We start from the raw sequence: 20,899 nt of genomic DNA, 5'->3' as shown, positions 1-20,899 counted from the left end.
GGAGGAGATTCATGTGTTATTCGCGTCTGAAAGCGCTGCTGGGCGCAGCGGCCTTTTCGCTGGCTTTGGTCGGGACGGCGCACTCCGGAGGCTTTGACCGGGGCGGCGTCAACATCGACCAGCTGTTCGACGCGGCGCCATATTCGTTCGATGCAGGCGTCACCTATGTTTCGCCCCAACGCACGCTCAAAAATGTGCAGCGTCTGGACGGCTCGGGGCTGTCGACGTCGGCGGTGGATGTTGGTGGCGACTATGCGGTGCCGCATGTCGGCATCAAGGCCAACATCTTTGAGCCCGTAGACTGTCTTGCCACCTATACCAGACCGTATGGTGCGGACGCAAATTTCGGCATGAACAACGCCTATTCGCCGACAGCGGTCAAATACTCCGTCGACACAGACGATTTCGGTCTCACCTGCTCTTACAAGGTGAACGTCGGCAAGGGCGCCATACGATTCATTGGCGGTGTCTCCTACCAGCAGGTCGACGCGTTTCTGTCCCGCCAGACACTGCTCGCCTTCGGCAATACCGGCCTCGGCGTCTTCAAGCTGTCCGACGAGGCATGGGGTTGGCGTGCGGGCGCAGCCTATGAGATCCCCGAGATCGCTCTGCGCGCCAGCCTGATGTACTCTTCCAGCTATAAATATGACGGGCTGTCGGGAACGGTCGACACGACCGGCTTCAGGGGCGCCTTTCCAGCGGATCTGGTTCCTGGCTCTACCGGCGTGTACCCAGTCTCGGCGTCGGCCGAGATACCTCAGGCTCTGGAATTCAAGCTGCAGAGCGGTATAGCTCCTGGCTGGCTGGCCTTTGGTTCCATCCGCTGGCAGGAGTGGAGCAAGCTTGGCGTCATTGCCATCAATGGCGTGCGCAGTCCGGTAACCGGTGCTCCCTCGCCCGTTTCATTCGACCTGCTTTATCGCGACGGCTGGACGATCACGGGCGGTATCGGTCACAAGTTCACCGACCAATTGTCGGGCGTGGTTTCGCTGACCTGGGATCGCGGCACCTCGACGACCTCCGGCTATCAGTCGGATACCTGGGCCGTGGCCAGCGGCGTCTCCTATTCGCCGAACGACCAGGTCGAGGTCAGGCTCGGCGGCTCGATCGGTGTGCTGACGAGCGGGTCATCGACTTTCAGCGGTGTCGGCGACGTGGCAAATGCCGTCACCTATACCTACGGCAACGACCTGCTTCTCGCCGGTTCGGCTTCCGTCAAGATCAAGTTCTAACTACAAATTTTTAAACGACAAAACGGCCGGGCACTGCCCGGTCGTTTCGTTCGGTGCGTCATCCGTCATTCGGCCAGCGCAACAATTGCCCCCATGATGTTCGCTCCGATAATTGTGACGTTTCGGCAACAGTTTCTGAACAACCCTCGCGCCACCCGGCCGCCTGGGAACATTGCCCATTTCCCGCCATAAACCCGGCGCACCTCGAACTTGTCTCGGGACACGCGCCAAAAGGCTAGGCGAAGAGACAGGCCGCACCGCCCGCGGCAAGGACGAGTATGGACGCCAGAGCGATCTCCAAGGCCAAGCTGCCAAGCCGTCACGTGACCGTTGGTCCCGAGCGGGCGCCGCATCGCTCCTACCTCTATGCGATGGGGCTGTCGGCGGCCGAGATCGCGCAGCCGCTGGTTGGTGTCGCCAGCTGCTGGAACGAGGCCGCACCTTGCAACATCTCACTGATGCGCCAGGCGCAAGTGGTCAAGAAGGGCGTGGCGGCCGCCAAAGGCACGCCGCGCGAATTCTGCACCATCACCGTCACCGACGGCATCGCCATGGGCCACCAGGGCATGAAGTCGTCGCTGGTGTCACGCGAGGTCATCGCCGATTCAGTCGAGCTTACCATGCGCGGCCATTGCTACGATGCGCTGGTCGGCCTGGCCGGTTGCGACAAGTCGCTGCCCGGCATGATGATGGCTATGGTGCGCCTCAACGTGCCGTCGATCTTCATCTATGGCGGCTCGATCCTGCCCGGCAGCTACCGTGGCCGGCAGATCACCGTGCAGGACGTATTCGAGGCGGTCGGCCAGCATTCGGTCGGCACCATCGGCGACGCCGAACTGCTAGAAATCGAGCAAGCCGCGTGTCCGTCGGCCGGCTCCTGCGGCGCCCAGTTCACCGCCAACACCATGGCCACCGTCGCTGAGGCGATCGGCCTGGCGCTGCCCTATTCCTGCGGCGCGCCGGCACCCTACGAGATGCGCGACCGCTTCAATTTCGCTTCCGGCGAAAAGATCATGGAGTTGATCGCAAGGAACATCCGCCCTCGCGGCATCGTTACTATGAAAGCGTTGGAAAATGCCGCGACCGTGGTCTCGGCCACCGGCGGCTCGACCAACGCGGCGCTGCATCTGCCGGCGATCGCGCACGAAGCCGGGATAAAGTTCGACCTTTTCGACGTGGCCAGGATATTCGAAAAGACACCCTACATCGCCGACCTCAAGCCGGGCGGCAAATACGTCGCCAAGGACATGTTCGAGGCCGGCGGCATTCCGCTCTTGATGAAGACGCTGCTCGACCATGGCTATCTTCATGGCGATTGCCTGACGGTGACCGGCCGCACTTTGGCCGAAAATATGGAACATGTTTCCTGGAATGACAGCCAGGATGTGGTCCGTCCCGCCAACAAGCCGATTACCCAGACCGGCGGGGTCGTGGGCTTGAAGGGTAACCTTGCCCCCGAAGGCGCGATCGTGAAGGTCGCAGGCATGGCGGAACTCAAATTCTCGGGTCCGGCGCGCTGCTTCGATTCGGAAGAGGAATGTTTCGAGGCGGTTACGCGCCGTAACTATAGCGAAGGCGAGGTTCTCGTCATCCGTTACGAGGGTCCGCGCGGCGGCCCGGGCATGCGCGAAATGCTGTCGACGACGGCGGCTCTCTACGGCCAGGGCATGGGCGGCAAGGTGGCGCTCATCACCGACGGGCGTTTTTCTGGCGCGACGCGCGGTTTCTGCATCGGCCATGTCGGGCCGGAAGCGGCCGTCGGTGGCCCGATCGGGCTTCTGAAAGACGGCGACTTGATCTCGATCGATGCGGTGAACGGCACGATCGAGGTTGCATTGTCCAAAGCCGAACTGGCGGCGAGGGCAAAAGCATGGAAGGCGCGCACGACCGACTATCAGTCGGGCGCGATCTGGAAATACGCACAGACGGTCGGATCTGCCCGCGACGGCGCGGTCACCCATCCGGGCGGTGCCAAAGAAACACACTGCTATGCGGACATCTGAGTTGTTGAGGTCGTCTGTCCTTTCGGCACTGGTTGCGCTCGCCACGTTTGGCGCGACCTTAGGCGCCGTCGGCCAGGCCATGGCCTTCGACGACAAGGTGTTCGACGACAAGACCGGCGTGAAGCCGCAGTCGAGCCCGTGGGCGGTGTTCCAGTTCGGCTTTTCCGCTTACAAGAACGGCCATAAGGAGCAGGCCGCGGAAGCCTACAAATATGCCGCCGAGAACGGCCAGATCGGCGCCACCTGGAAGCTTGCGCGCATGTATGCCGAAGGCGATGGCGTGGCGCGAGACGACTACGCGGCGTTCAAGTTCTTCAGCGAGATCGTCGACCAGGACGTCGAGCCCGGTTCGCCCGAGGAAAGCTATGTTTCGGACGCGCTGGTGGCGCTTGGCGACTATCTGAGGAAAGGCATTCCCGGCAGCCCCGTCGAGGAGAACGAGGTGGCGGCCCAGGAATATTACATGCGTGCCGCCGCCAACTACCGCAATCCGAACGCCCAGTTCGAGATGGGCCAGATGTTCCTCAAGGGCGAGGGCGGCGTCAAGGCCAGCGTCAAGCAGGCCGGACGCTGGTTCCAGCTGGCGGCCGAAAAGGGCCATGCGGGCGCGCAGGCGACGCTCGGCAACCTGCTTTTCCAAAGCGGCAAGATCGTCCGCGGGCTGGCGATGATGACCGCGGCACTCGAACGAGCCTCACCCGCCGACCAGCCATGGATCCGCGGCATGCAGGAAGAAGCGTTTGCCGCCGCCGGCGAAGCCGACCGTCGCACCGCGATTTCGCTGGCCGACGACATCCTGACCAAGGGTGGCGGCGACCAGTAGGCCGGCGGGATTTGTCGATTTAAATCAGTTCTCGGTCGGTTTCGCCGGCACGCCGCCGGGCGCCGGTGTTGATATCGGCGTGCCTTGCAGATGCGGGGCCAGTGTGTTCTCCGGGCAGCCGTCCCGCTGCTTTGTCCAGGACGTGTTGTTGAGCACCATCTCGCAGCGGGCGAGGTGGCTTTGTCCGGCAAGTGTCAGGCAGGCCATTTGACCGATCTGGAACGATTTGCCATTGGCAAGGCATAGCGGAGCGGCAACGGCCGGCATCGCGCCAAAAGCGAGCGCCGCGGCACACGTGCAAAGTGCAAGTCGGATAGTCATGGGAACCCCAGCCACCATGATGATTTCTCATCAAGCGCGCGATTTGTGGCGATAAGAGGTCAACTTCTCAATGTGCCGCCGGACAGCAGCTCCGATCAGGCCGGCCGCAGCGCCAGATCGATCGCCACCGGCACATGGTCGGAGGGTTTTTCCCAGGCGCGCACCTGTTTTTCGATCGAAGCCGAGGAAAACCAATTGGCGGCTTCGGGCGACAGAAGCAGGTGGTCGATGCGGATGCCGTTGTTCTTCTGCCAGGCGCCGGCCTGATAGTCCCAGAACGTAAAGACGTCGGGGGCGTCGGTGACGGCACGCACGGCTTCGGTGAAGCCGAGATTCTTCAGCCGCCGGAACGCCTGCCGCGTTGCGGGCTGGAACAGCGCGTCGCTTAGCCAGTTTTCCGGATATTTCGCATCGGCCGGCTCAGGAATGACATTGTAGTCGCCGGCCAGGACCAGCGGCTCTTCCAGTGCAAGCCGCTCCTCGGCCCAGCGCTCCAGCCGCGTCATCCAGGAAAGCTTGTAGGAGAACTTCTTCTCGTCGTCGATTGGGTTGCCGTTCGGCAGATAGATAGAGGCAACCCGCAAGGCGCCCTTGTCGGTCGAGAACACGCCTTCGATGAAACGCGCCTGCTCGTCGGCATCGTCGCCCGGCAAGCCGCGATTGACCTCGTCGAAACGCAGCTTCGACAGGATGGCGACGCCGTTGAAGCCTTTTTGGCCGTAGGTCTCGACATTGTAGCCGAGCGCCTCGATCTCGGCGCGAGGAAATTGCTCGTCGACCGTCTTGATCTCCTGCAGGCAGGCGATGTCGGGCGCGCTTTCCGTCAGCCAATGGGTCAAATTGCCGATGCGGGCGCGGACGCCGTTGATGTTCCAGGTGACGATTTTCATGACGTCCTCGATAGGCTGGTGGTCCGGAGACTAGCGATCCGGCGGGTGACGTTCGACAAGGCCGATCGTATTGCCTGCCGGGTCCTTTAGGAAGGCCATCCACTCGCTTTCCCCCGCCTGGCCGAACAGGCCTTCGGTGTCGCGATGGACGAGCGCCGGCGGCGCGGTGAAGGGAACACCGGCGGCCCTTGCCGAAGCGTGGAACTCTTCGAGGTCCGATATGTCGAGATAGACGGTGCCGGCCGGCAGGCCGTCGGTGAAAAGCAGGCGCACGTCACCTGCCATGATGAAGGCGATGCCTGGAGGATCGAAACGCGCATGCAGACTCATGCCGAGCACCTCGCGCCAGAAGGCCAGCGTTGCGTCGAGGTCGCGTCCGGCGGAAAGCGCGATCTGACGGACCGCGCCGATGTCGGGCATTTCTAGATCGAGAAGCTGGTGCCGCAGCCGCAGGAGGCGACCGCATTGGGGTTCCTGATCTGGAACGACTGGCCCATCAGATCGTCGACAAAATCGATCACCGAGCCGCCCATATAGACCAGCGACAGGTCGTCGATCAGCACGGTTGCGCCGTCCTTCTCGATGGCGACGTCGTCATCATTGCGCCTATCGACCAGATCGAACTTGTAGGAGAAGCCGGAACAGCCGCCGCCCTCGACCGAGACGCGCAGGGCCGTCTTGCCGGCTTCGCTCGCCACGATCTTGGCGATCCGCTTGGCGGCGGCGTCGGTCATCTCGACTTTCATGGCGGTCTTGGCATCAGCGCCCATGGGCGTCACCTTGCTTTCGGTTTCGTATGATAGGTATGAAGCGCGACGGGGCAAGTCAACTGCGGCATACGCTATGACCAACGAGTTGGGCGACATCGGATTCGGCTATCGGCCGCGCGCGGCCTATGCCAGCGACCCGGCGAAGTCGCGCGGCCGGCTGTTCGACGAGGTGGAAAGCCCGACGCGCACGCCGTTCCAGCGCGACCGCGACCGCATCATCCATTCGACGGCGTTCCGCCGGCTGAAGCACAAGACGCAAGTGTTCGTCGCACACGAAGGCGACCATTACCGCACAAGGCTGACGCATTCGATCGAGGTGGCGCAAATTGCACGCGCTCTGGCGCGGGCACTGCGCGGCGACGAGGACCTGGCCGAGGCGGTGGCCCTGGTGCACGACTTCGGCCACACACCCTTCGGCCATACCGGCGAGGACGCGCTGAACGAGAAGATGGCCGCCTGGGGCGGCTTCGACCACAATGCGCAATCGCTGCGCGTGGTGACGCGGCTGGAGCGGCGCTATGCCGAGTTCGATGGGCTGAACCTCACCTGGGAAACGCTGGAGGGGCTGGTCAAGCACAATGGCCCACTGACCGATGCCAAGGGCAAAGGGCTGAAGGGGCCGGTGCCGCAGGCGATCCGCGACTATTCCGAACTGCACGACCTCGAGCTCGACCGCTTCGCCGGTATCGAGGCGCAGTGCGCGGCGATTGCCGACGACATCGCCTACAACACCCATGACATCGACGACGGGCTGAGGGCAGGGCTGCTGACGCTGGACATGCTGGAGGACCTCTCGCTGCCGGGGTCGATCCTCAAGGGGGTGCGTGAGCGCTATCCGGCGCTCGATGACGTACGCACCGGCCACGAGCTGATGCGCCGGCAGATCACTATCATGGTCGAGGACGTGATCGTCTCGACGACGGCCAATCTGGCGCGCATCAAGCCCGACAGCGCCGAGGCGGTAAGGGCGGCCGGCGAGACGATGGTGAGCTTCTCCGCCGAGACGGCCGTATCGGAAAAGGAGCTGAAGGCCTTTCTCTACAAGCATCTCTATCGGCACGCGGAGGTCATGCGGGTGCGCGCTGAGGCCGACCAGATCGTCAGGGACCTGTTCGACGTCTATTTCGCCGATCCGCGCGCCATGCCGGATGGCTGGCGCGAAGGGCTCGACCGGGCAGAGGATCGCGTCAAGGCGCGCAGTGTTGCCGATTTCCTGGCCGGCATGACGGACACGTATGCACTCAAGGAACACAGGCGTTTGTTTGACCATACGCCGGATTTGAGCTAGGGCGGGCGCGATTTTGCCGGCCAACGAGCCGGATCCCCTGCAAAACCGTCAGAGCCATAGCAATGAACATCTTCGCCGATTTCAACGCGCGAATCATAAAGGCCGTCGAAGCGCTTGATTTGAAAGACAAGGATGGCGTGCCGCCGGACCTGTCGCGCATCGCCGTCGAGCCGCCGCGCGATGCCAGCCATGGCGACCTCGCGACCAACGCTGCCATGGTGTTGGCCAAGCCGACCGGCCAGAATCCGCGCGCGCTGGCCGAAAGGCTGGCCGAGGCGCTACGCGTCGACGAAGATATCGCGGCCGCCGAGATCGCCGGCCCGGGCTTCGTCAATCTCAGGCTCAAGGACGGCTTCTGGCAGGCGCATCTGACGGCGCTGCTCGGCGAAGGCCGCAATTACGGCCGCTCGACGGTCGGCGGCGGCAAGAAAACCAATGTCGAATATGTCTCGGCCAACCCGACCGGACCGATGCATGTCGGCCATTGCCGGGGTGCCGTGGTCGGCGACGCGCTCGCCAACCTGATGGCCTTCGCCGGTTACGACGTGACCAAGGAATATGTCATCAACGATGCCGGTTCGCAGATCGACGTGCTCGGACGCTCGGTCATGCTGCGCTACCGCGAGGCGCTTGGCGATGAGATCGGCGAGATTCCGGCCGGGCTTTATCCAGGCGATTATCTGATCCCCGTTGGCCGGGCGCTGGCCAGCGAATTCGGCCGCTCCCTGCTGCAGATGCCGGACGAGGAGGCGCTTGCCATCGTCAAGGACAGGACGATCGACGCGATGATGGCGATGATCCGTGAGGATCTGGCGCTGCTCAACGTGCATCACGACGTCTTCTTCTCCGAGCGGACGCTGCATGCCAACAATGCAAAGAAGATCCGCTCGGCGATCAACGACCTGACGCTGAAGGGCCACATCTACAAGGGCAAGCTGCCGCCGCCCAAGGGCGAGAAGCCGGACGACTGGGAGGACCGCGAGCAGACGCTGTTCCGCTCGACCGCGGTCGGCGACGATATGGACCGGGCGCTGGTCAAGTCGGACGGCACCTTCACCTATTTCGCCGCCGATGTCGCTTACCTCAAGGACAAGGTCGATCGCGGCTTCGTCAACCTGATCTATGTGCTTGGCGCCGATCATGGCGGCTATGTGAAACGGCTGGAAGCGCTTGCCCGGGCGATTGCCGGCGACGAGGTCAAGCTTACCGTGCTGCTTTGCCAGCTGGTGAGGCTTTTTCGCGCCGGCGAGCCGGTGCGGATGGGAAAGCGAACTGGGAATTTCGTCACTCTTCGGGAGGTCATCGAAGAAGTTGGACGAGATGCAGTTCGCTTCATGATGCTCTATCGCAAGAACGACGCGCCGCTCGACTTCGACTTCGCCAAGGTGACCGAGCAGTCGAAGGACAATCCGGTGTTCTACGTGCAGTATGCCTCGGCGCGCTGCCATTCGGTGTTCCGGCAGGCAAGCGAGCAGTTGGGCGAGGCCATGTTCGACCGCAACCAGCTGGCCGCCGAAGTGGCTTTGCTGACCGATGAGGGCGAGATCGGCCTGATCAGGAAGCTTGCCGAATATCCGCGGCTGATCGAAGCCGCGGCGCTCGCGCTTGAGCCCCACCGGCTGGCATTCTACCTCTACGAACTCGCGTCCAGCTTCCACGGACACTGGAACCGGGGCACCGATAATCCCGACTTACGTTTTGTTAAGGTTAACGACCGACAATTGACGCATGCCAGACTAGGGCTGGTGCAGGCTGTTTCGGACGTTTTGACGTCCGGCCTGACGCTGATCGGAGCCAATGCGCCCACCGAAATGCGTTAGGTTTGAGTAAAAAACCTGTCACCTTTTGCCCACATTGCGCTGGTAAGGGCCAACCCTACGCGACGTCCATGGCGTCCGAATGAGTGCGAGTTCGGGAACAATAATGGCAGACAGAACCCAGCTGAGAGCAGCCGACCACAACGACATCGCCAACGATGATCCGTTCGCGGAACTGACCAGGATCATGGGGTTCGACCCGCGCCAGCCGGTCAAACCGCAAACCCCGGCCCAGCCGAAAACCGCTGCCGTCGAGCCGCCGGTGGGCGAGGGCGATTTCGACATCGATCTCGAGAAGGAGTTGATGGGCGAGTTCGGCGCCGACGCCAATGACAATGCTTCCCCTGTCGAGTTTCGCGAGCCGGCACCCGAACCGGCTAGCACGGATGAGATGGAGGACGCGCTTGCCGCCTCGTTCGAACAGGATTTCGCGTTCGACGACAGTGCGGTGGATGATGCTGCTCCTGTTGCGGCCGCTCCTGTTGCCGCCGACGAAATTGCCTCCGGCCCCGAAAGGTCGTTCGCTCCCGCTGTCGAGCCGGAGTTCGACGACGAGTTCGATAATGCCGTCGCCGGCTCGCTCGAAGACGTGTCGCCGTTCGAGGACGACCTGTCGAGTGACGACGAACTTGCCGGCCCTGTCGACCAGGATTTTCGGCTCGACGACGATGTGACGGGTAAGATCGGGGCGACGGGCGAGGACGGACCCAGGGCCGCAGCCGATGCATACGCGCCGGTCGACGAGCCTGCCTTCGACGACGAGCCTGCCTTCGACAATGAGTTCGACAACGCCGTGGCCAGCTCGCTCGAAGACGAGCTGATGCTCGAAGAACATGAGCCGATGGAGCAGGCCGTCGCCGTTGAAACCGCGGCGCAAGCCGCCGAGCCTGCGTTCGATGACGAGTTCGACGATGCCGCTGCAAGCTCGCTCGAAGACGAGCTGATGTTCGACGAGCATGAGCCGGCGGAAACCGTCGCCGCCCCGGCATCGCCGGTTGAGGCGGTTTCGGACGATGAGAATTTTGCCGGCCATTTCGATGATGCCATGGCCGATGTCGACATGGACTTAGACGTTCGCCCGAACGAGCCTGCCGAAATCGAAGAACCAGAGGCCGCCCGGCTTTCCGGCACGGCTGCTGAAGCGGCGTTCGACGACCATTTCGATCTGAGCCTCGACGATGCGCTTGCGGAGGACGTCGAAGAGCCCGTGGCGCAGGTTGCGGCCGAACCAGTGGCGCCGGCCGCTGTCGTCCCGACAGCCCCAGTGGCTGAGGAACGCAGCCTGGAAGACGAGCTGAACGCGCTGCTGGGTGCAATGAGCACACGGCCGGCACAAGCGGCCAACGAACCTCAGACAAGCCAGCAGCCTGCCCAGAAGCCTGTGATGGCTGCTGCTCAGCAGCCCGTGGCGCCCGCAATTCAGGAGCCAGCAGTGGCTGCTGAACAGCCCATGGTGGCGGCTGAAGACGTCACCAACGAACCGGTGCATCCTGTCGACGAGCTGGATTGGGAACTCGACGAGCACGAGCCCGCTGAGCCGCAGCAGTCCAGTGCCGCCGATGACGCCGATCTTGGCAGTGTCCTCTTGGATGAGCTTGAAGGCGAGGATTTCGGCGCTGAAGCCGCTGCCGGACCTGCGGATGATTTGGACAACGATGCGCTCGATGCCGACTTCGCCAGGAATATCGGCCTGGATCATGACTCGGCCGACAAGAGTGCGGCAGCTGCTGCCGAAGAAGACCCGCTCGATGCGCTGAACTGGCCGACGACACGCGCCACACCGCCCGAGCCGGCTCGCTCGTGGAGCCGCGTGACGCCGGTCGCACAGCCTCAGCCCGCTTTTGCAAGCCAGCCGGTGGCATCGGCGCGTCCGGCACCACCGCCGCAGCCGGCTGGGGCGCCGTCCTATCGGGCCGCACCGGTCGAAGAGGCGCCGTCCTATGAAGGCCAGGCATCCCGTGAAGAGAGGCCGTCCTATGACGATCGGCCCGCCTACACGGAAGCTGCACCAACCTCGCATCAACAGCCTTCCGCGTATGACGAGATGCCCGATGTCGAGACGGTCGACGTGCCCGAGCGCGTCGTGGCGCTGGCGGACGATCTCGACATTCCGGAGCTCAACTTCGACGATGACGAGCCGGTGGCGCCCGCCTACGACGATCTTGATGCCGATTTTGCCAGCCTTCTCACCGAAATGAATGCCACGGATATAGCGCCTGCCCCGGTGCGCAGTGCTGGCTATGACGATGAATACGATGCGGGCTTTGCGTCTGGTTATAAGCAAGATCGTGGCGAGACGCGCGCCTATGGCGCCAAGCCTGCGGAAGCCCCCGTCAGCGCGGCGGCCGCTTCCTATGCCGATGCAGCGGACGGTTTCGATCTGGGCCCATTGCCCGGTGGCCAGCCGGTTTCGCAAGCCGACGATTTCACCTTCGATGAGCTCGACTACGATCCCGAACTGGACGACGAGATGTCGGTCCCGGGCCTCGCCGAACGCGAGGCCGAAAGGCGGCCGCGCAGGCGCGGGCTGCTGATAGGAGCGATAGTCGGCGCGGTGGCGATCGCCGGAGGCCTTGGCGCCTTTGCGTTGACCCTCGGCGGCAAGAGCGACGGCGATGCGCCGATTATCGTCAAGGCCGACAACAGGCCGATCAAGATCAAGCCGGAAAATCCAGGCGGCGCCGTCGTGCCGAACCAGGACAACAAGGTCTATGACGCTGTGGTCAAGGGCGCCAAGCCCGCCGAGCCCGTTCAGCAGAAGCTGGTCACCAACACCGAAGAGCCTGTGGACCTGAAAGCCAACGAACCGGAGAGCCGCGTCGTCGATCTTTCGCCCAATGACCCCGACGCCGCGGACGATCTCGACGCGCCCGGCACAGTGGCGTCCGACACCAACGCCTCTGGTATCAACGCGCCTGATACCAACGCGCCTGACACCGATGCGCTTGGCGCCAATGCCGCTGGCGGTACCGAAACTGCCGCCGCACCGGCGCCCAAGTCCGAGGATCGCATCGCGCAGGTTCTGCAGGAGGCCGAGAAGGGTGCCAACCCCGAGATCGTCGCCGTTGCGCCGCGCAAGGTACGGACCATGGTCGTGAAACCTGACGGCTCGCTGGTGGCGCGCGAGGATCCGGCGCCTGCCGCCCCGCAGATGGCTGCTGCCGAGCCGGCAGATCCGGCGCCGCAGCACGTGGCTCCGTCGGCCCAGGCCGACGCCGCCGCGCAGACTGGCACCGTGCCCCTGATCGAGCAGATGACAAGTGATCCGAAGATTGGCGATCAGAAGATTGGTGACCAGCCGAGTGGCGATCAGGCGAGTGGCGATCAGGCCGAAACCACCAAGCTGCAGCCGGCGCCCAAGCCCGACACCAAGGCCGAAGCCAAGGCCCAGCCCTCAGCCAGCAAGCAGTCCGCCAACACCCCGGCCACGGTCCCAGTGGCGCCGCAGCGTCCGTCCGACCAGCCGGTCGACGTAGTCGGCGAAGTCAAGCCCGATCAGGTTGCTTCCATCGATCCGGCCGCGGCCGGCGCTGGTTCGTGGTCGATACAGATCGCTTCGCAGCCGACAGTCGAAAGCGCCCAGTCGACTTATCAGGATCTGCAGCGCCGCTACGGCAGCGTGCTTTCCGGCCGCACCGCCAACATCGTCAAGGCCGAAATTGCCGGCAAGGGCACCTTCTACCGCGTCCGCGTTCCAGCGCAGTCGCGCAACGAGGCGATCAAACTGTGCACCAGCTACAAGGCTGCCGGCGGCAATTGCTTCGTGTCCCACTAGCGGCACCAAAAACCTCTCGAAAAGCCGGCGCTCGCGCCGGCTTTTTTGCGTGAACGGAAATCCCTGGAGGCAATTGCGGGCGATTCCCTTTGTCGGCGCGAAGCTCTAAACTGTTCCGCATGACCGAATCAAAATCCATGATCCTCGGCTGCGCCGGGAAATCACTGACCCGCGACGAGATCCGTTTCTACCGCAACGAATGCCCGTGGGGTTTCATCCTGTTTGCGCGCAATATCGGCGAGACCGAGCAGATCCGCGATCTGGTCGCCGCCATGCGCGACTGCGTCGGGCGCGCGGATGCGCCGGTATTCATTGACCAGGAGGGCGGCCGGGTGCAGCGCCTGCGGCCGCCGCTGGCGCCGAACTATCCGGCTGCCGGCGCACTCGGCGCCTTGTGGCGCGACGACCATGACGCCGGCACCCGTGCCGCCTGGCTGATGGCGCGGCTGCATGCCTTCGATCTGCTGCGCTACGGCATCACGGCGGATTGCCTGCCGGTGCTCGACGTGCCGATCGAGGGCGCCAGCGACGTCATCGGCGCACGCGCCTATGGCAAGGAGCCGCGCGCCGTCATCGAATTGGGTCGCGCCGCGGCGGAAGGCCTGATGGCGGGCGGCGTGCTGCCGGTGATGAAGCATATTCCCGGCCATGGAAGGGCCTTCGCCGACACGCATTTCGAACTGCCGACCGTCGACGCCTCGATCGGCGACCTGCAGCGGCATGATTTTGCGCCGTTCGGGGAGCTCAACCATTTGCCGATGGCGATGACGGCGCATGTCGTCTATAGCGCGATCGACCCGAAGAACCCGGCCACGACATCCGGCAAGGTCATCGAAAAGATCATCCGCGGCGAAATCGGCTTCGACGGTCTGTTGATGAGCGACGACACCTCGATGAAGGCACTTTCTGGGGATTTCCCGTCAAAGGCGGCCGCTATCCTTGCGGCGGGCTGCGATCTGGTCCTTCACTGCAACGGCGTGTTTGAGGAGATGGCCGGCATTGCATCGCGAACGACCGGACTTGAAGGCAAGTCGTTTGAGCGCGCGGAGCGGGCGCTGACCTATATCAGGAACCGTGACGTAGCGGACGAGACCGAGATTCGGGCCGAATTTGCCAGTTATTTCGACGCGGTGGCCTAGCATCAAAGGAAGCGAAGTGGCGGAAACATTGGACCTGAAGGCCGGCAAGGCCGCACCGATGGACCGTCTGTGGGCCGAGAACGATGATTCCCGGCTGACCGGCGATCCCGCTTTGGTCGTCGACGTGGCCGGTTTCGAGGGTCCGCTCGATCTTCTGCTGCATCTTGCCCGCAACCAGAAGGTCGACCTGTCGCGCATCTCGATCCTGGCGCTGGCCGAGCAATATCTGGCCTTCGTCGAGAAGGTGAGGGCGCTGCGGCTGGAGCTTGCCGCCGACTATCTGGTGATGGCGGCATGGCTGGCCTTCCTCAAGTCGAAGCTCCTGATCCCCAAGCAGCCCGGCGACGAAGGCGAAAGCGGCGAGGAACTGGCGGCAGTGCTGCAGTTCCGGCTGAAGCGGCTGGAGGCGATGCGCGACGCGGCGGCACGGCTGGTCAACCGCAACCGGCTCGGACGCGACGTGTTTGCGCGCGGCATGCCGGAAATGGTCATCGTCGAGAAGCGAAATGCCTATTCGGCCTCGCTCTACGATTTGTTGACCGCCTATGCCCAGCAGCGCCAAAAGCAGGCGATCACCAATGTGACGATCGCCAGGCGCGGCGTGTGGTCGCTCAAGGATGCGCGTGACGTGCTGATCAGGCTGATCGGGTCGCTACGCGACTGGACGGCGCTCGACAGTTTCCTGGTCGAATATCTCGCCGGCCCGGAAGAGCGGCGCACCGCTGTCGCCAGCTCGTTTGCCGCAACGCTGGAACTGGTGCGCGAAGGCAAGATGGAGATGCGGCAGGACCAGGTGTTCGCGCCGCTTTATCTGCGCGGCCGCGCTCAAGCCATCAAGATAGTCGAGGTGACACCATGAGCGAACGCGCCAACGCCTCGGTCATTCCGTTCAAAGTCGAGGACGACGCCGAGCAAGGCGCGGTTGCCGAGAACCCGGCACAAAACCAGGGGCAGAATTTGTCGCAGAATCCCGGCGAGCGGCTGCATATGGCGGAGGCCGTGCGGATGGCCGAGGCGATCGTATTCGCCAGCGCCGAGCCGGTCAGCGAAAAACAACTCGCCGCGCGCCTGCCCGACGGCATCAACATTGCCGCGGCAATGGCCGAACTGCAGCAGATCTATGCGCGGCGCGGCGTCAATCTGGTGTGCGTCGGCGATGCCTGGGCCTTCCGCACCGCCGGCGACCTCGCCTTCCTGATGAGCCGCGACACGGTGCAGCAGCGCAAGCTGTCCCGCGCCGCCCTCGAAGTGCTGGCGATCATCGCCTACCACCAGCCGGTGACGCGCGCCGAGATCGAGGACATCCGTGGCGTCGAGACGTCAAAGGGGACGCTCGACACGCTGATGGAGACGGAATGGGTGAGGATGCGCGGCCGGCGCCGCACGCCCGGCCGTCCCGTCACCTACGGCACAACCGACATTTTCCTCGACCATTTCGCGCTGGAGGAGATCCGCGATCTCCCCGGCATGGAGGAATTGAAAGGTGCCGGGCTGCTGTCCGGCCGCATGCCGTCTAATTTCGCGGTGCCGCTGCCGCCGGCCGACCCCGATGCGCTCACCGACGAAGAGGATCCGCTGACCGACATCGACCTCGAGGAACTCGGCCTTTTGACGCCGCGCGTCACGGACGATTGAGACGAGCGCCATCTTTAAGCCACAGCCAGGATGGAACTGCGCCGATTGGTAGCGGGCCGCCGTGCCGAAAGTGCGTGACTTCGGCCACTCATTCATGAACTCTGGCGCAGTTCTGTTTGAATCCGAACCCGAAAGCGCATAGATCAGCGTCTGGGAAACCGTTCGAGAGAGATTTGCTATGGGTTCATTTTCGATTTGGCACTGGATGATCGTTCTGGTGATCGTGCTGCTGGTCTTCGGCCGCGGCAAGATCCCCGAGCTGATGGGCGACATGGCCAAGGGCATCAAGAGCTTCAAGAAGGGCATGGCCGACGACGAGACTGCCGAGGACAAGCGCACCGTCGAACACCGTTCCGACGAGACCGTGTCGGTACCGAAGGAAAAGGCCAGCAAAAGCTGAGCCCAAAACTTTGGTTGGCCAAAACTTGAGTCGGCCTGAAACTTGAGTCGGAACGTATAGCCATGTTCGAAGTCGGCTGGACCGAGATGCTGGTGATCGCGATCGTCATGATCGTGGTCGTCGGGCCCAAGGATTTGCCCAACATGCTGCGCACCTTCGGCCGCACAACGGCGAAGCTGCGCGCCATGGCGTCGGATTTCCAGCGGCAGTTCAACGACGCACTGAAGGAAGCCGAACTCGACGACGTCAAGAAGTCGGTCGAGTCGCTGAGAAGCCTCAATCCGGCAGCCGAGATCAGGAAGCAGCTCAATCCATTCGAGCAGGCCGCCGCCGACGTCCGTTCCGGCGTCGATGCCGTGATGAAACCCAAGCCGGCGGTCGAGGCCGCCTCGACAGAGCAGGCAGCCGAGCCGCTGAAGAACGGCGCGACGACGATGCCGGGCGTCAGCCCGCCGGAGCCGACGCCGGCCACGCCGATCTTTCCGGCGATGACGGACGAGTCCGTCGTGGCGCCGGCAGTAGAGGCGCAAACGACTGCAGCGGCCGTGCCGCAAAAAGCACCGGCGGCAAAGAAGAAGCCGGCGCCCGCGAACGCCGCGGCCGCAGTGCCGGCCAAGCCGGCCAAAACCGCTGCGCCGAAGGCAAAAGCTGAGCCGAAAGCGCAGTCATCAGCAGCGAAGAAGCCGGCGGCAGCAGCGAAGAAGCCTGCGGCAGCAACGAAGAAGCCGGCCGCCACGAAAACGGCGGGAGCCGCCAAGTGAGCACTTCGGACACGGAAAAGGACGAGATCGAAAAATCGTCGGCTCCGCTGATGGAGCACCTGATCGAGTTGCGCCGGCGGCTGATGTGGTCGATCGGCGGTTTTTTCGTTGCTTTTCTTGTGTGCTTCTTCTTCGCCAAGAAGCTGTTCAACCTGTTGGTGATCCCGTTCAGATGGGCGACCCAATGGGCCGGGCTCGACCCGCACAAGGTCGAGCTGATCTATACGGCGCCGCAGGAGTTCTTCTTTACCCAGGTCAAGCTCGCCATGTTCGGCGGCATGGTCATCGCTTTTCCGCTGATCGCCACGCAGATCTACAAATTCATCGCGCCCGGCCTCTACAAGAACGAGCGCAATGCCTTCCTGCCGTTCCTGATCGCCTCGCCGATCCTGTTTCTGATGGGCGCGTCGCTGGTCTATTTCTTCTTTACGCCGATGGTGATGTGGTTCTTCCTCGCCATGCAGCAGACCGGCACCAACGACCAGGTGCAGATTTCGCTGCTGCCGAAAGTGTCCGAATATCTCAGCCTGATCATGACGCTGATCTTCTCCTTCGGCCTGGTGTTCCAGTTGCCGGTGGTGACAAGCCTGATGACGCGAGTCGGCATGCTGTCGTCGCAAGGGTTGGCCGAGAAGCGCAAATGGGCGATCGTCATCGCCTTCGTCGTGGCGGCGGTGCTGACGCCGCCCGACCCGATGAGCCAGATCGGCCTCGCAATTCCGACGATCCTGCTCTACGAGGTCTCGATCTGGTCGGCTCGCTTGATCGAGCGCAGCAAGGAGCGCGACCGTGTCGCCCGCGAAAAGCAGGACGCCACGGAAGAGGTGGCCGAAAAGCCGGCGGACGCGTCGTCGACGTAGGTGGGGTTACCGGCTGGCATCTTTCTTCCGGCCGCAGCAACTTTGTTCTTGCTTTGTGCCGGCAGCTATGCTACTAATCTGGGTATGGTGCTGATTCGGCGCCGACGACCCGCCCTCTGAGGCGGGTTTTTTTGTTTCAGGTTCCCTTTCGACCAAATGTTGCGAGTGCTGCCGTCTGTGAAGTCGGCGGGACAGATGGCGGCGTGAAGAAACGCCGGCGTTCCCGTCTTGCATCAATGAAAGATGCGGTTTACGCCCTCTGGTCTTTGTTTTGGGCATGTCGTTGCCCCACAACCGCTGCGCATTTTTTGGGCGACATGCCCTCGAGGACGAACAGACCATGCTTGACATCAAATGGATTCGCGACAACCCGAAGGCCCTTGTCGACGCGCTCCAGAAGCGCTCGTGGTCGGCCGAGGCGGCGCAGTCCACCGTCGACGATCTGATCGCTGCGGATGAGGCGCGGCGCGAGCATCTGACCGAGCTGCAGACCAGGCAGGAGCGCCGCAACGCCGCATCGAAGGAGATCGGCAATGCCATGCGCTCGGGCGATGCCGCGCTTGCCGAACGGCTGAAGGCTGAGGTCGGCGAGATCAAGGCCTTCATCCAGAACGGCGAGGCGCGCGAACGCGAACTCGACAAGGCGCTGAACGACGCACTGGCGGTGCTGCCCAACGTGCCGTTCGACGATGTGCCGGTCGGCAAGGACGAGCACGACAACGTCGTCAAGCGCGTCGTCGGCAAGCTGCCGACGCGGCCGAATTGGGTGAAAGAGCATTTCGAGATCGGCGAAGCGCTCGGCATGATGGATTTCGAGCACGCGGCAAGGCTTTCCGGCTCGCGCTTCACGGTGCTCAAGAACCAGCTGGCGCGCATGGAGCGCGCACTCGGCCAGTTCATGCTCGACCTGCATACCACCGAGCACGGCTACGAGGAGATCGTCCCGCCGCTGATGGTGCGCGACGAGGCGCTTTTCGGGACTGGGCAGCTGCCAAAGTTTGAGGAAGATTTGTTCTTCGCCCGGCATGGGGATGGCAGGCTTGGCCTAATCCCCACCGCCGAAGTCCCACTCACCAATCTCGTGCGCGAGGAGATCACGCCGCACGAAAAACTGCCGCTGCGCTATACCGCGCTGACGCCGTGCTTCCGCTCCGAGGCGGGTTCGGCCGGCCGCGACACGCGCGGCATGCTGCGTCAGCACCAGTTCAATAAGGTCGAGCTGGTGTCGATCACCGATCAGGACTCGTCGATTGCCGAGCACGAGCGCATGACCGAATGCGCCGAGGAGGTGCTGAAGCGGCTGGGCCTGCCGTTCCGCACCATGACGCTGTGCACCGGCGACATGGGCTTTGGCGCGCGCAAGACCTACGATATCGAGGTCTGGCTGCCCGGCCAGAATACCTATCGCGAAATCTCGTCGTGCTCGGTATGCGGCGATTTCCAGGCCCGGCGCATGGACGCCCGCTACAAGGACAAGGATGGCAAGGGCAACCGCTTCGTCCACACGCTGAACGGTTCGGGCACCGCCGTCGGCCGCGCTCTGATCGCCGTCATCGAAAATTACCAGAACGAGGACGGCAGCGTAACCATTCCTGAAGCGCTTCGGCCTTACATGGGCGGTCTGGAAAAGATCGAATCGAAATAATGCGCATCCTTCTGACCAACGACGACGGCATCCATGCCGAGGGCCTTGCATCACTCGAACGCATCGCCCGCACGCTGTCGGACGACGTCTGGGTGGTGGCACCGGAACAGGACCAGTCCGGCTATGCGCATTCGCTGTCGATCTCGGAGCCGCTGCGCCTGAGGAAAATCGGCGAAAAACACTTTGCCGTGCGCGGCACGCCGACCGACTGCGTCATCATGGGCGTGAAGAAGATCCTGCCCGAAGCGCCCGACCTGATCCTGTCCGGCGTCAATTCCGGCGCCAACATCGCCGACGACGTCACCTATTCGGGCACCGTCGCCGGCGCCATGGAAGGCGCGCTGCTCGGCGTGCGCTCGATCGCCATCAGCCAAGCCTATTCCTATGTCGGCGAGGACCGCGTCGTTCCCTATGAGACAACCGAGGCGCTGGCGCCAGCGCTGCTTCAAAAGCTCGTCGCCATGCCGTTGCCGGACGGCGTGCTGCTCAACGTCAATTTTCCGAATTGTGCGCCGGAAGAGATCGCCGGAACTGTGGTCACTTCGCAGGGCAAGCTGGTCCACAGCCTGTGGGTCGACGAGCGGCGCGACGGGCGCGGCCTGCCTTACTACTGGCTGCGCTTCGGCCGCGAGCCGGTCGAGGGCAAGCAAGGCAGCGACCTCCATGCCTTGCGCAATCGGCTGGTGTCGGTGACGCCGCTGCAGCTCGATCTCACCGCGCATGAAATCCGCGATCAACTGGCCAAGGCGCTCGCATGAACTTGAATCACGCTGCAACGGTCGACGACCGCGAAGGTTTCGCTGCCTTCCTGCTTCGCCTGCGCGGCAGGGGCACGGTGCCGAAGGCGCTGATCGCCGCCTTCGAGGCGACGCCGCGGCGCGGCTTCCTGTCTCCGCATTTCCACTCGATTGCCTGGTCGGACCGTATGCTGCCGATCGAATGCGGCGAGGCCATCGAAGGCGCCGACCTGCAGGCGGCGGTGATCGCGGCACTTGCCATCGAACCGGGCAACCGCGTGCTCGAGATCGGCACCGGGTCCGGCTACACGGCGGCGGTGATGTCGCGGCTTGCCGCGCGGATCGTCACCATCGACCGTTACAAGACGCTGGCCGAACAGGCCCGGCAGCGTCTCGAGGCACTCGCCATCGGCAACGTCATCGTGCGCCAGGCGGACGGTTCCAACGGGCTGGCCAACGAAGCGCCGTTCGACCGCATCGTCGCCTGGGCGGCCTTCGACAGCCTGCCGCGTTTCCTGCTCGACCAATTGTCGAGCGGCGGCATCGTCATTGCGCCCATCGGACCCGACGAGGGCGAGCAGGTGCTGGCCAAGCTGACCAAGGTCGGCAGCCGCTTCGAACGCGAGGATATCGGCCTGGTGCGTCTGCAGCCGATCCTGCGCAGTGTCGCGGCGATCATCTAGGGTGTGTCGATATTCAGGTGAGGCCGGCCTGCAAATTGCGGCTTCCTCCGCTTCCGGTGCTCACGTACCCAAATGTACGCTCCGCTCCGGTTCTCGGATCCACCATTTTCGGCTCGGCCT

19 protein-coding genes are annotated in these 20,899 nt (G+C 63.4%); 15 read left to right on the top strand and 4 right to left on the bottom strand.

Going from position 1 to position 20,899, the window contains the following annotated elements; translation table 11 throughout:
- Nucleotides 1-11: 11 nt before the first annotated feature.
- The 3 genes from NKH91_RS29990 to NKH91_RS29980 all read left to right on the top strand — a co-directional run bounded on the left by NKH91_RS29990 (nucleotide 12) and on the right by NKH91_RS29980 (nucleotide 4,058).
- Entirely contained in the window at nucleotides 12-1,232 is a 1,221-nt protein-coding gene (locus tag NKH91_RS29990) for an OmpP1/FadL family transporter (protein WP_352482115.1), read from the top strand.
- A 278-nt stretch (nucleotides 1,233-1,510) separates the two neighbouring features.
- Complete coding sequence (ilvD, locus tag NKH91_RS29985) at nucleotides 1,511-3,235, top strand: dihydroxy-acid dehydratase (RefSeq protein ID WP_352495392.1); 1,725 nt, start codon at nucleotides 1,511-1,513, stop codon at nucleotides 3,233-3,235.
- Nucleotides 3,222-4,058: a tetratricopeptide repeat protein gene (locus NKH91_RS29980; protein WP_023678939.1), complete on the top strand. Its 837-nt coding sequence runs from the start codon at nucleotides 3,222-3,224 to the stop codon at nucleotides 4,056-4,058. The genes ilvD and NKH91_RS29980 overlap by 14 nt, the downstream gene beginning before the upstream one ends.
- Nucleotides 4,059-4,082: 24 nt before the next feature.
- On the opposite strand, the gene NKH91_RS29975 is transcribed toward NKH91_RS29980, so the two are convergent.
- The 4 genes from NKH91_RS29975 to erpA form a co-directional block, all read right to left on the bottom strand.
- Nucleotides 4,083-4,397: a hypothetical protein gene (locus NKH91_RS29975; protein ID WP_023720051.1), complete on the bottom strand. Its 315-nt coding sequence runs from the start codon at nucleotides 4,395-4,397 to the stop codon at nucleotides 4,083-4,085.
- 77 nt (nucleotides 4,398-4,474) lie between these two features.
- Nucleotides 4,475-5,269, bottom strand: coding sequence for an exodeoxyribonuclease III (xth, locus tag NKH91_RS29970; RefSeq protein ID WP_023720052.1), 795 nt, complete (start codon nucleotides 5,267-5,269; stop codon nucleotides 4,475-4,477).
- A 30-nt stretch (nucleotides 5,270-5,299) separates the two neighbouring features.
- Nucleotides 5,300-5,689: a VOC family protein gene (locus NKH91_RS29965; RefSeq protein ID WP_352495391.1), complete on the bottom strand. Its 390-nt coding sequence runs from the start codon at nucleotides 5,687-5,689 to the stop codon at nucleotides 5,300-5,302.
- Between the two features lie 2 nt (nucleotides 5,690-5,691).
- Nucleotides 5,692-6,039 carry an iron-sulfur cluster insertion protein ErpA gene (gene erpA / locus NKH91_RS29960; protein ID WP_352467016.1) on the bottom strand — a complete coding sequence of 116 codons (348 nt, stop codon included), beginning with the start codon at nucleotides 6,037-6,039 and terminating at the stop codon, nucleotides 5,692-5,694.
- Nucleotides 6,040-6,112: 73 nt separating this feature from the next.
- On the opposite strand from erpA, the gene NKH91_RS29955 reads away from it, so the two are divergent.
- From NKH91_RS29955 to NKH91_RS29900, 12 genes are all read left to right on the top strand, one after another.
- Nucleotides 6,113-7,327 carry a deoxyguanosinetriphosphate triphosphohydrolase gene (locus NKH91_RS29955; RefSeq protein ID WP_352844252.1) on the top strand — a complete coding sequence of 405 codons (1,215 nt, stop codon included), beginning with the start codon at nucleotides 6,113-6,115 and terminating at the stop codon, nucleotides 7,325-7,327.
- Between the two features lie 62 nt (nucleotides 7,328-7,389).
- A complete protein-coding gene (argS, locus tag NKH91_RS29950; RefSeq protein ID WP_352885471.1) occupies nucleotides 7,390-9,147 on the top strand; it encodes an arginine--tRNA ligase in 1,758 nt (585 codons plus the stop codon).
- A gap of 103 nt (nucleotides 9,148-9,250) precedes the next feature.
- Complete coding sequence (locus NKH91_RS29945; protein WP_352951027.1) at nucleotides 9,251-12,919, top strand: SPOR domain-containing protein; 3,669 nt, start codon at nucleotides 9,251-9,253, stop codon at nucleotides 12,917-12,919.
- 119 nt (nucleotides 12,920-13,038) lie between these two features.
- Complete coding sequence (nagZ, locus tag NKH91_RS29940) at nucleotides 13,039-14,058, top strand: beta-N-acetylhexosaminidase (RefSeq protein WP_352844246.1); 1,020 nt, start codon at nucleotides 13,039-13,041, stop codon at nucleotides 14,056-14,058.
- Nucleotides 14,059-14,116: 58 nt separating this feature from the next.
- A complete protein-coding gene (locus tag NKH91_RS29935) occupies nucleotides 14,117-14,917 on the top strand; it encodes a segregation and condensation protein A (protein ID WP_352482297.1) in 801 nt (266 codons plus the stop codon).
- Nucleotides 14,914-15,693, top strand: coding sequence for an SMC-Scp complex subunit ScpB (gene scpB, locus NKH91_RS29930; protein ID WP_352844244.1), 780 nt, complete (start codon nucleotides 14,914-14,916; stop codon nucleotides 15,691-15,693). Before NKH91_RS29935 ends, scpB begins: the two co-directional genes overlap by 4 nt.
- Nucleotides 15,694-15,871: 178 nt before the next feature.
- Nucleotides 15,872-16,093, top strand: coding sequence for a twin-arginine translocase TatA/TatE family subunit (locus tag NKH91_RS29925; RefSeq protein WP_023678929.1), 222 nt, complete (start codon nucleotides 15,872-15,874; stop codon nucleotides 16,091-16,093).
- 62 nt (nucleotides 16,094-16,155) lie between these two features.
- Complete coding sequence (tatB, locus tag NKH91_RS29920) at nucleotides 16,156-16,854, top strand: Sec-independent protein translocase protein TatB (protein WP_352844242.1); 699 nt, start codon at nucleotides 16,156-16,158, stop codon at nucleotides 16,852-16,854.
- Nucleotides 16,851-17,714 carry a twin-arginine translocase subunit TatC gene (gene tatC / locus NKH91_RS29915; protein WP_023720061.1) on the top strand — a complete coding sequence of 288 codons (864 nt, stop codon included), beginning with the start codon at nucleotides 16,851-16,853 and terminating at the stop codon, nucleotides 17,712-17,714. The genes tatB and tatC overlap by 4 nt, the downstream gene beginning before the upstream one ends.
- A 340-nt stretch (nucleotides 17,715-18,054) precedes the next feature.
- On the top strand, nucleotides 18,055-19,359 hold the full coding sequence (gene serS, locus NKH91_RS29910; RefSeq protein ID WP_352482130.1) for a serine--tRNA ligase: 1,305 nt from the start codon (nucleotides 18,055-18,057) through the stop codon (nucleotides 19,357-19,359).
- On the top strand, nucleotides 19,359-20,117 hold the full coding sequence (gene surE, locus NKH91_RS29905) for a 5'/3'-nucleotidase SurE (protein ID WP_352482131.1): 759 nt from the start codon (nucleotides 19,359-19,361) through the stop codon (nucleotides 20,115-20,117). Before serS ends, surE begins: the two co-directional genes overlap by 1 nt.
- Nucleotides 20,114-20,779 carry a protein-L-isoaspartate(D-aspartate) O-methyltransferase gene (locus NKH91_RS29900; protein WP_352885473.1) on the top strand — a complete coding sequence of 222 codons (666 nt, stop codon included), beginning with the start codon at nucleotides 20,114-20,116 and terminating at the stop codon, nucleotides 20,777-20,779. The genes surE and NKH91_RS29900 overlap by 4 nt, the downstream gene beginning before the upstream one ends.
- Nucleotides 20,780-20,899 lie beyond the last annotated feature (120 nt).

This window comes from Mesorhizobium sp. M0894, assembly GCF_040319725.1.
In the GTDB taxonomy this organism is placed as follows: domain Bacteria; phylum Pseudomonadota; class Alphaproteobacteria; order Rhizobiales; family Rhizobiaceae; genus Mesorhizobium.
This window is presented reverse-complemented; position numbering and strand designations above follow the sequence as displayed.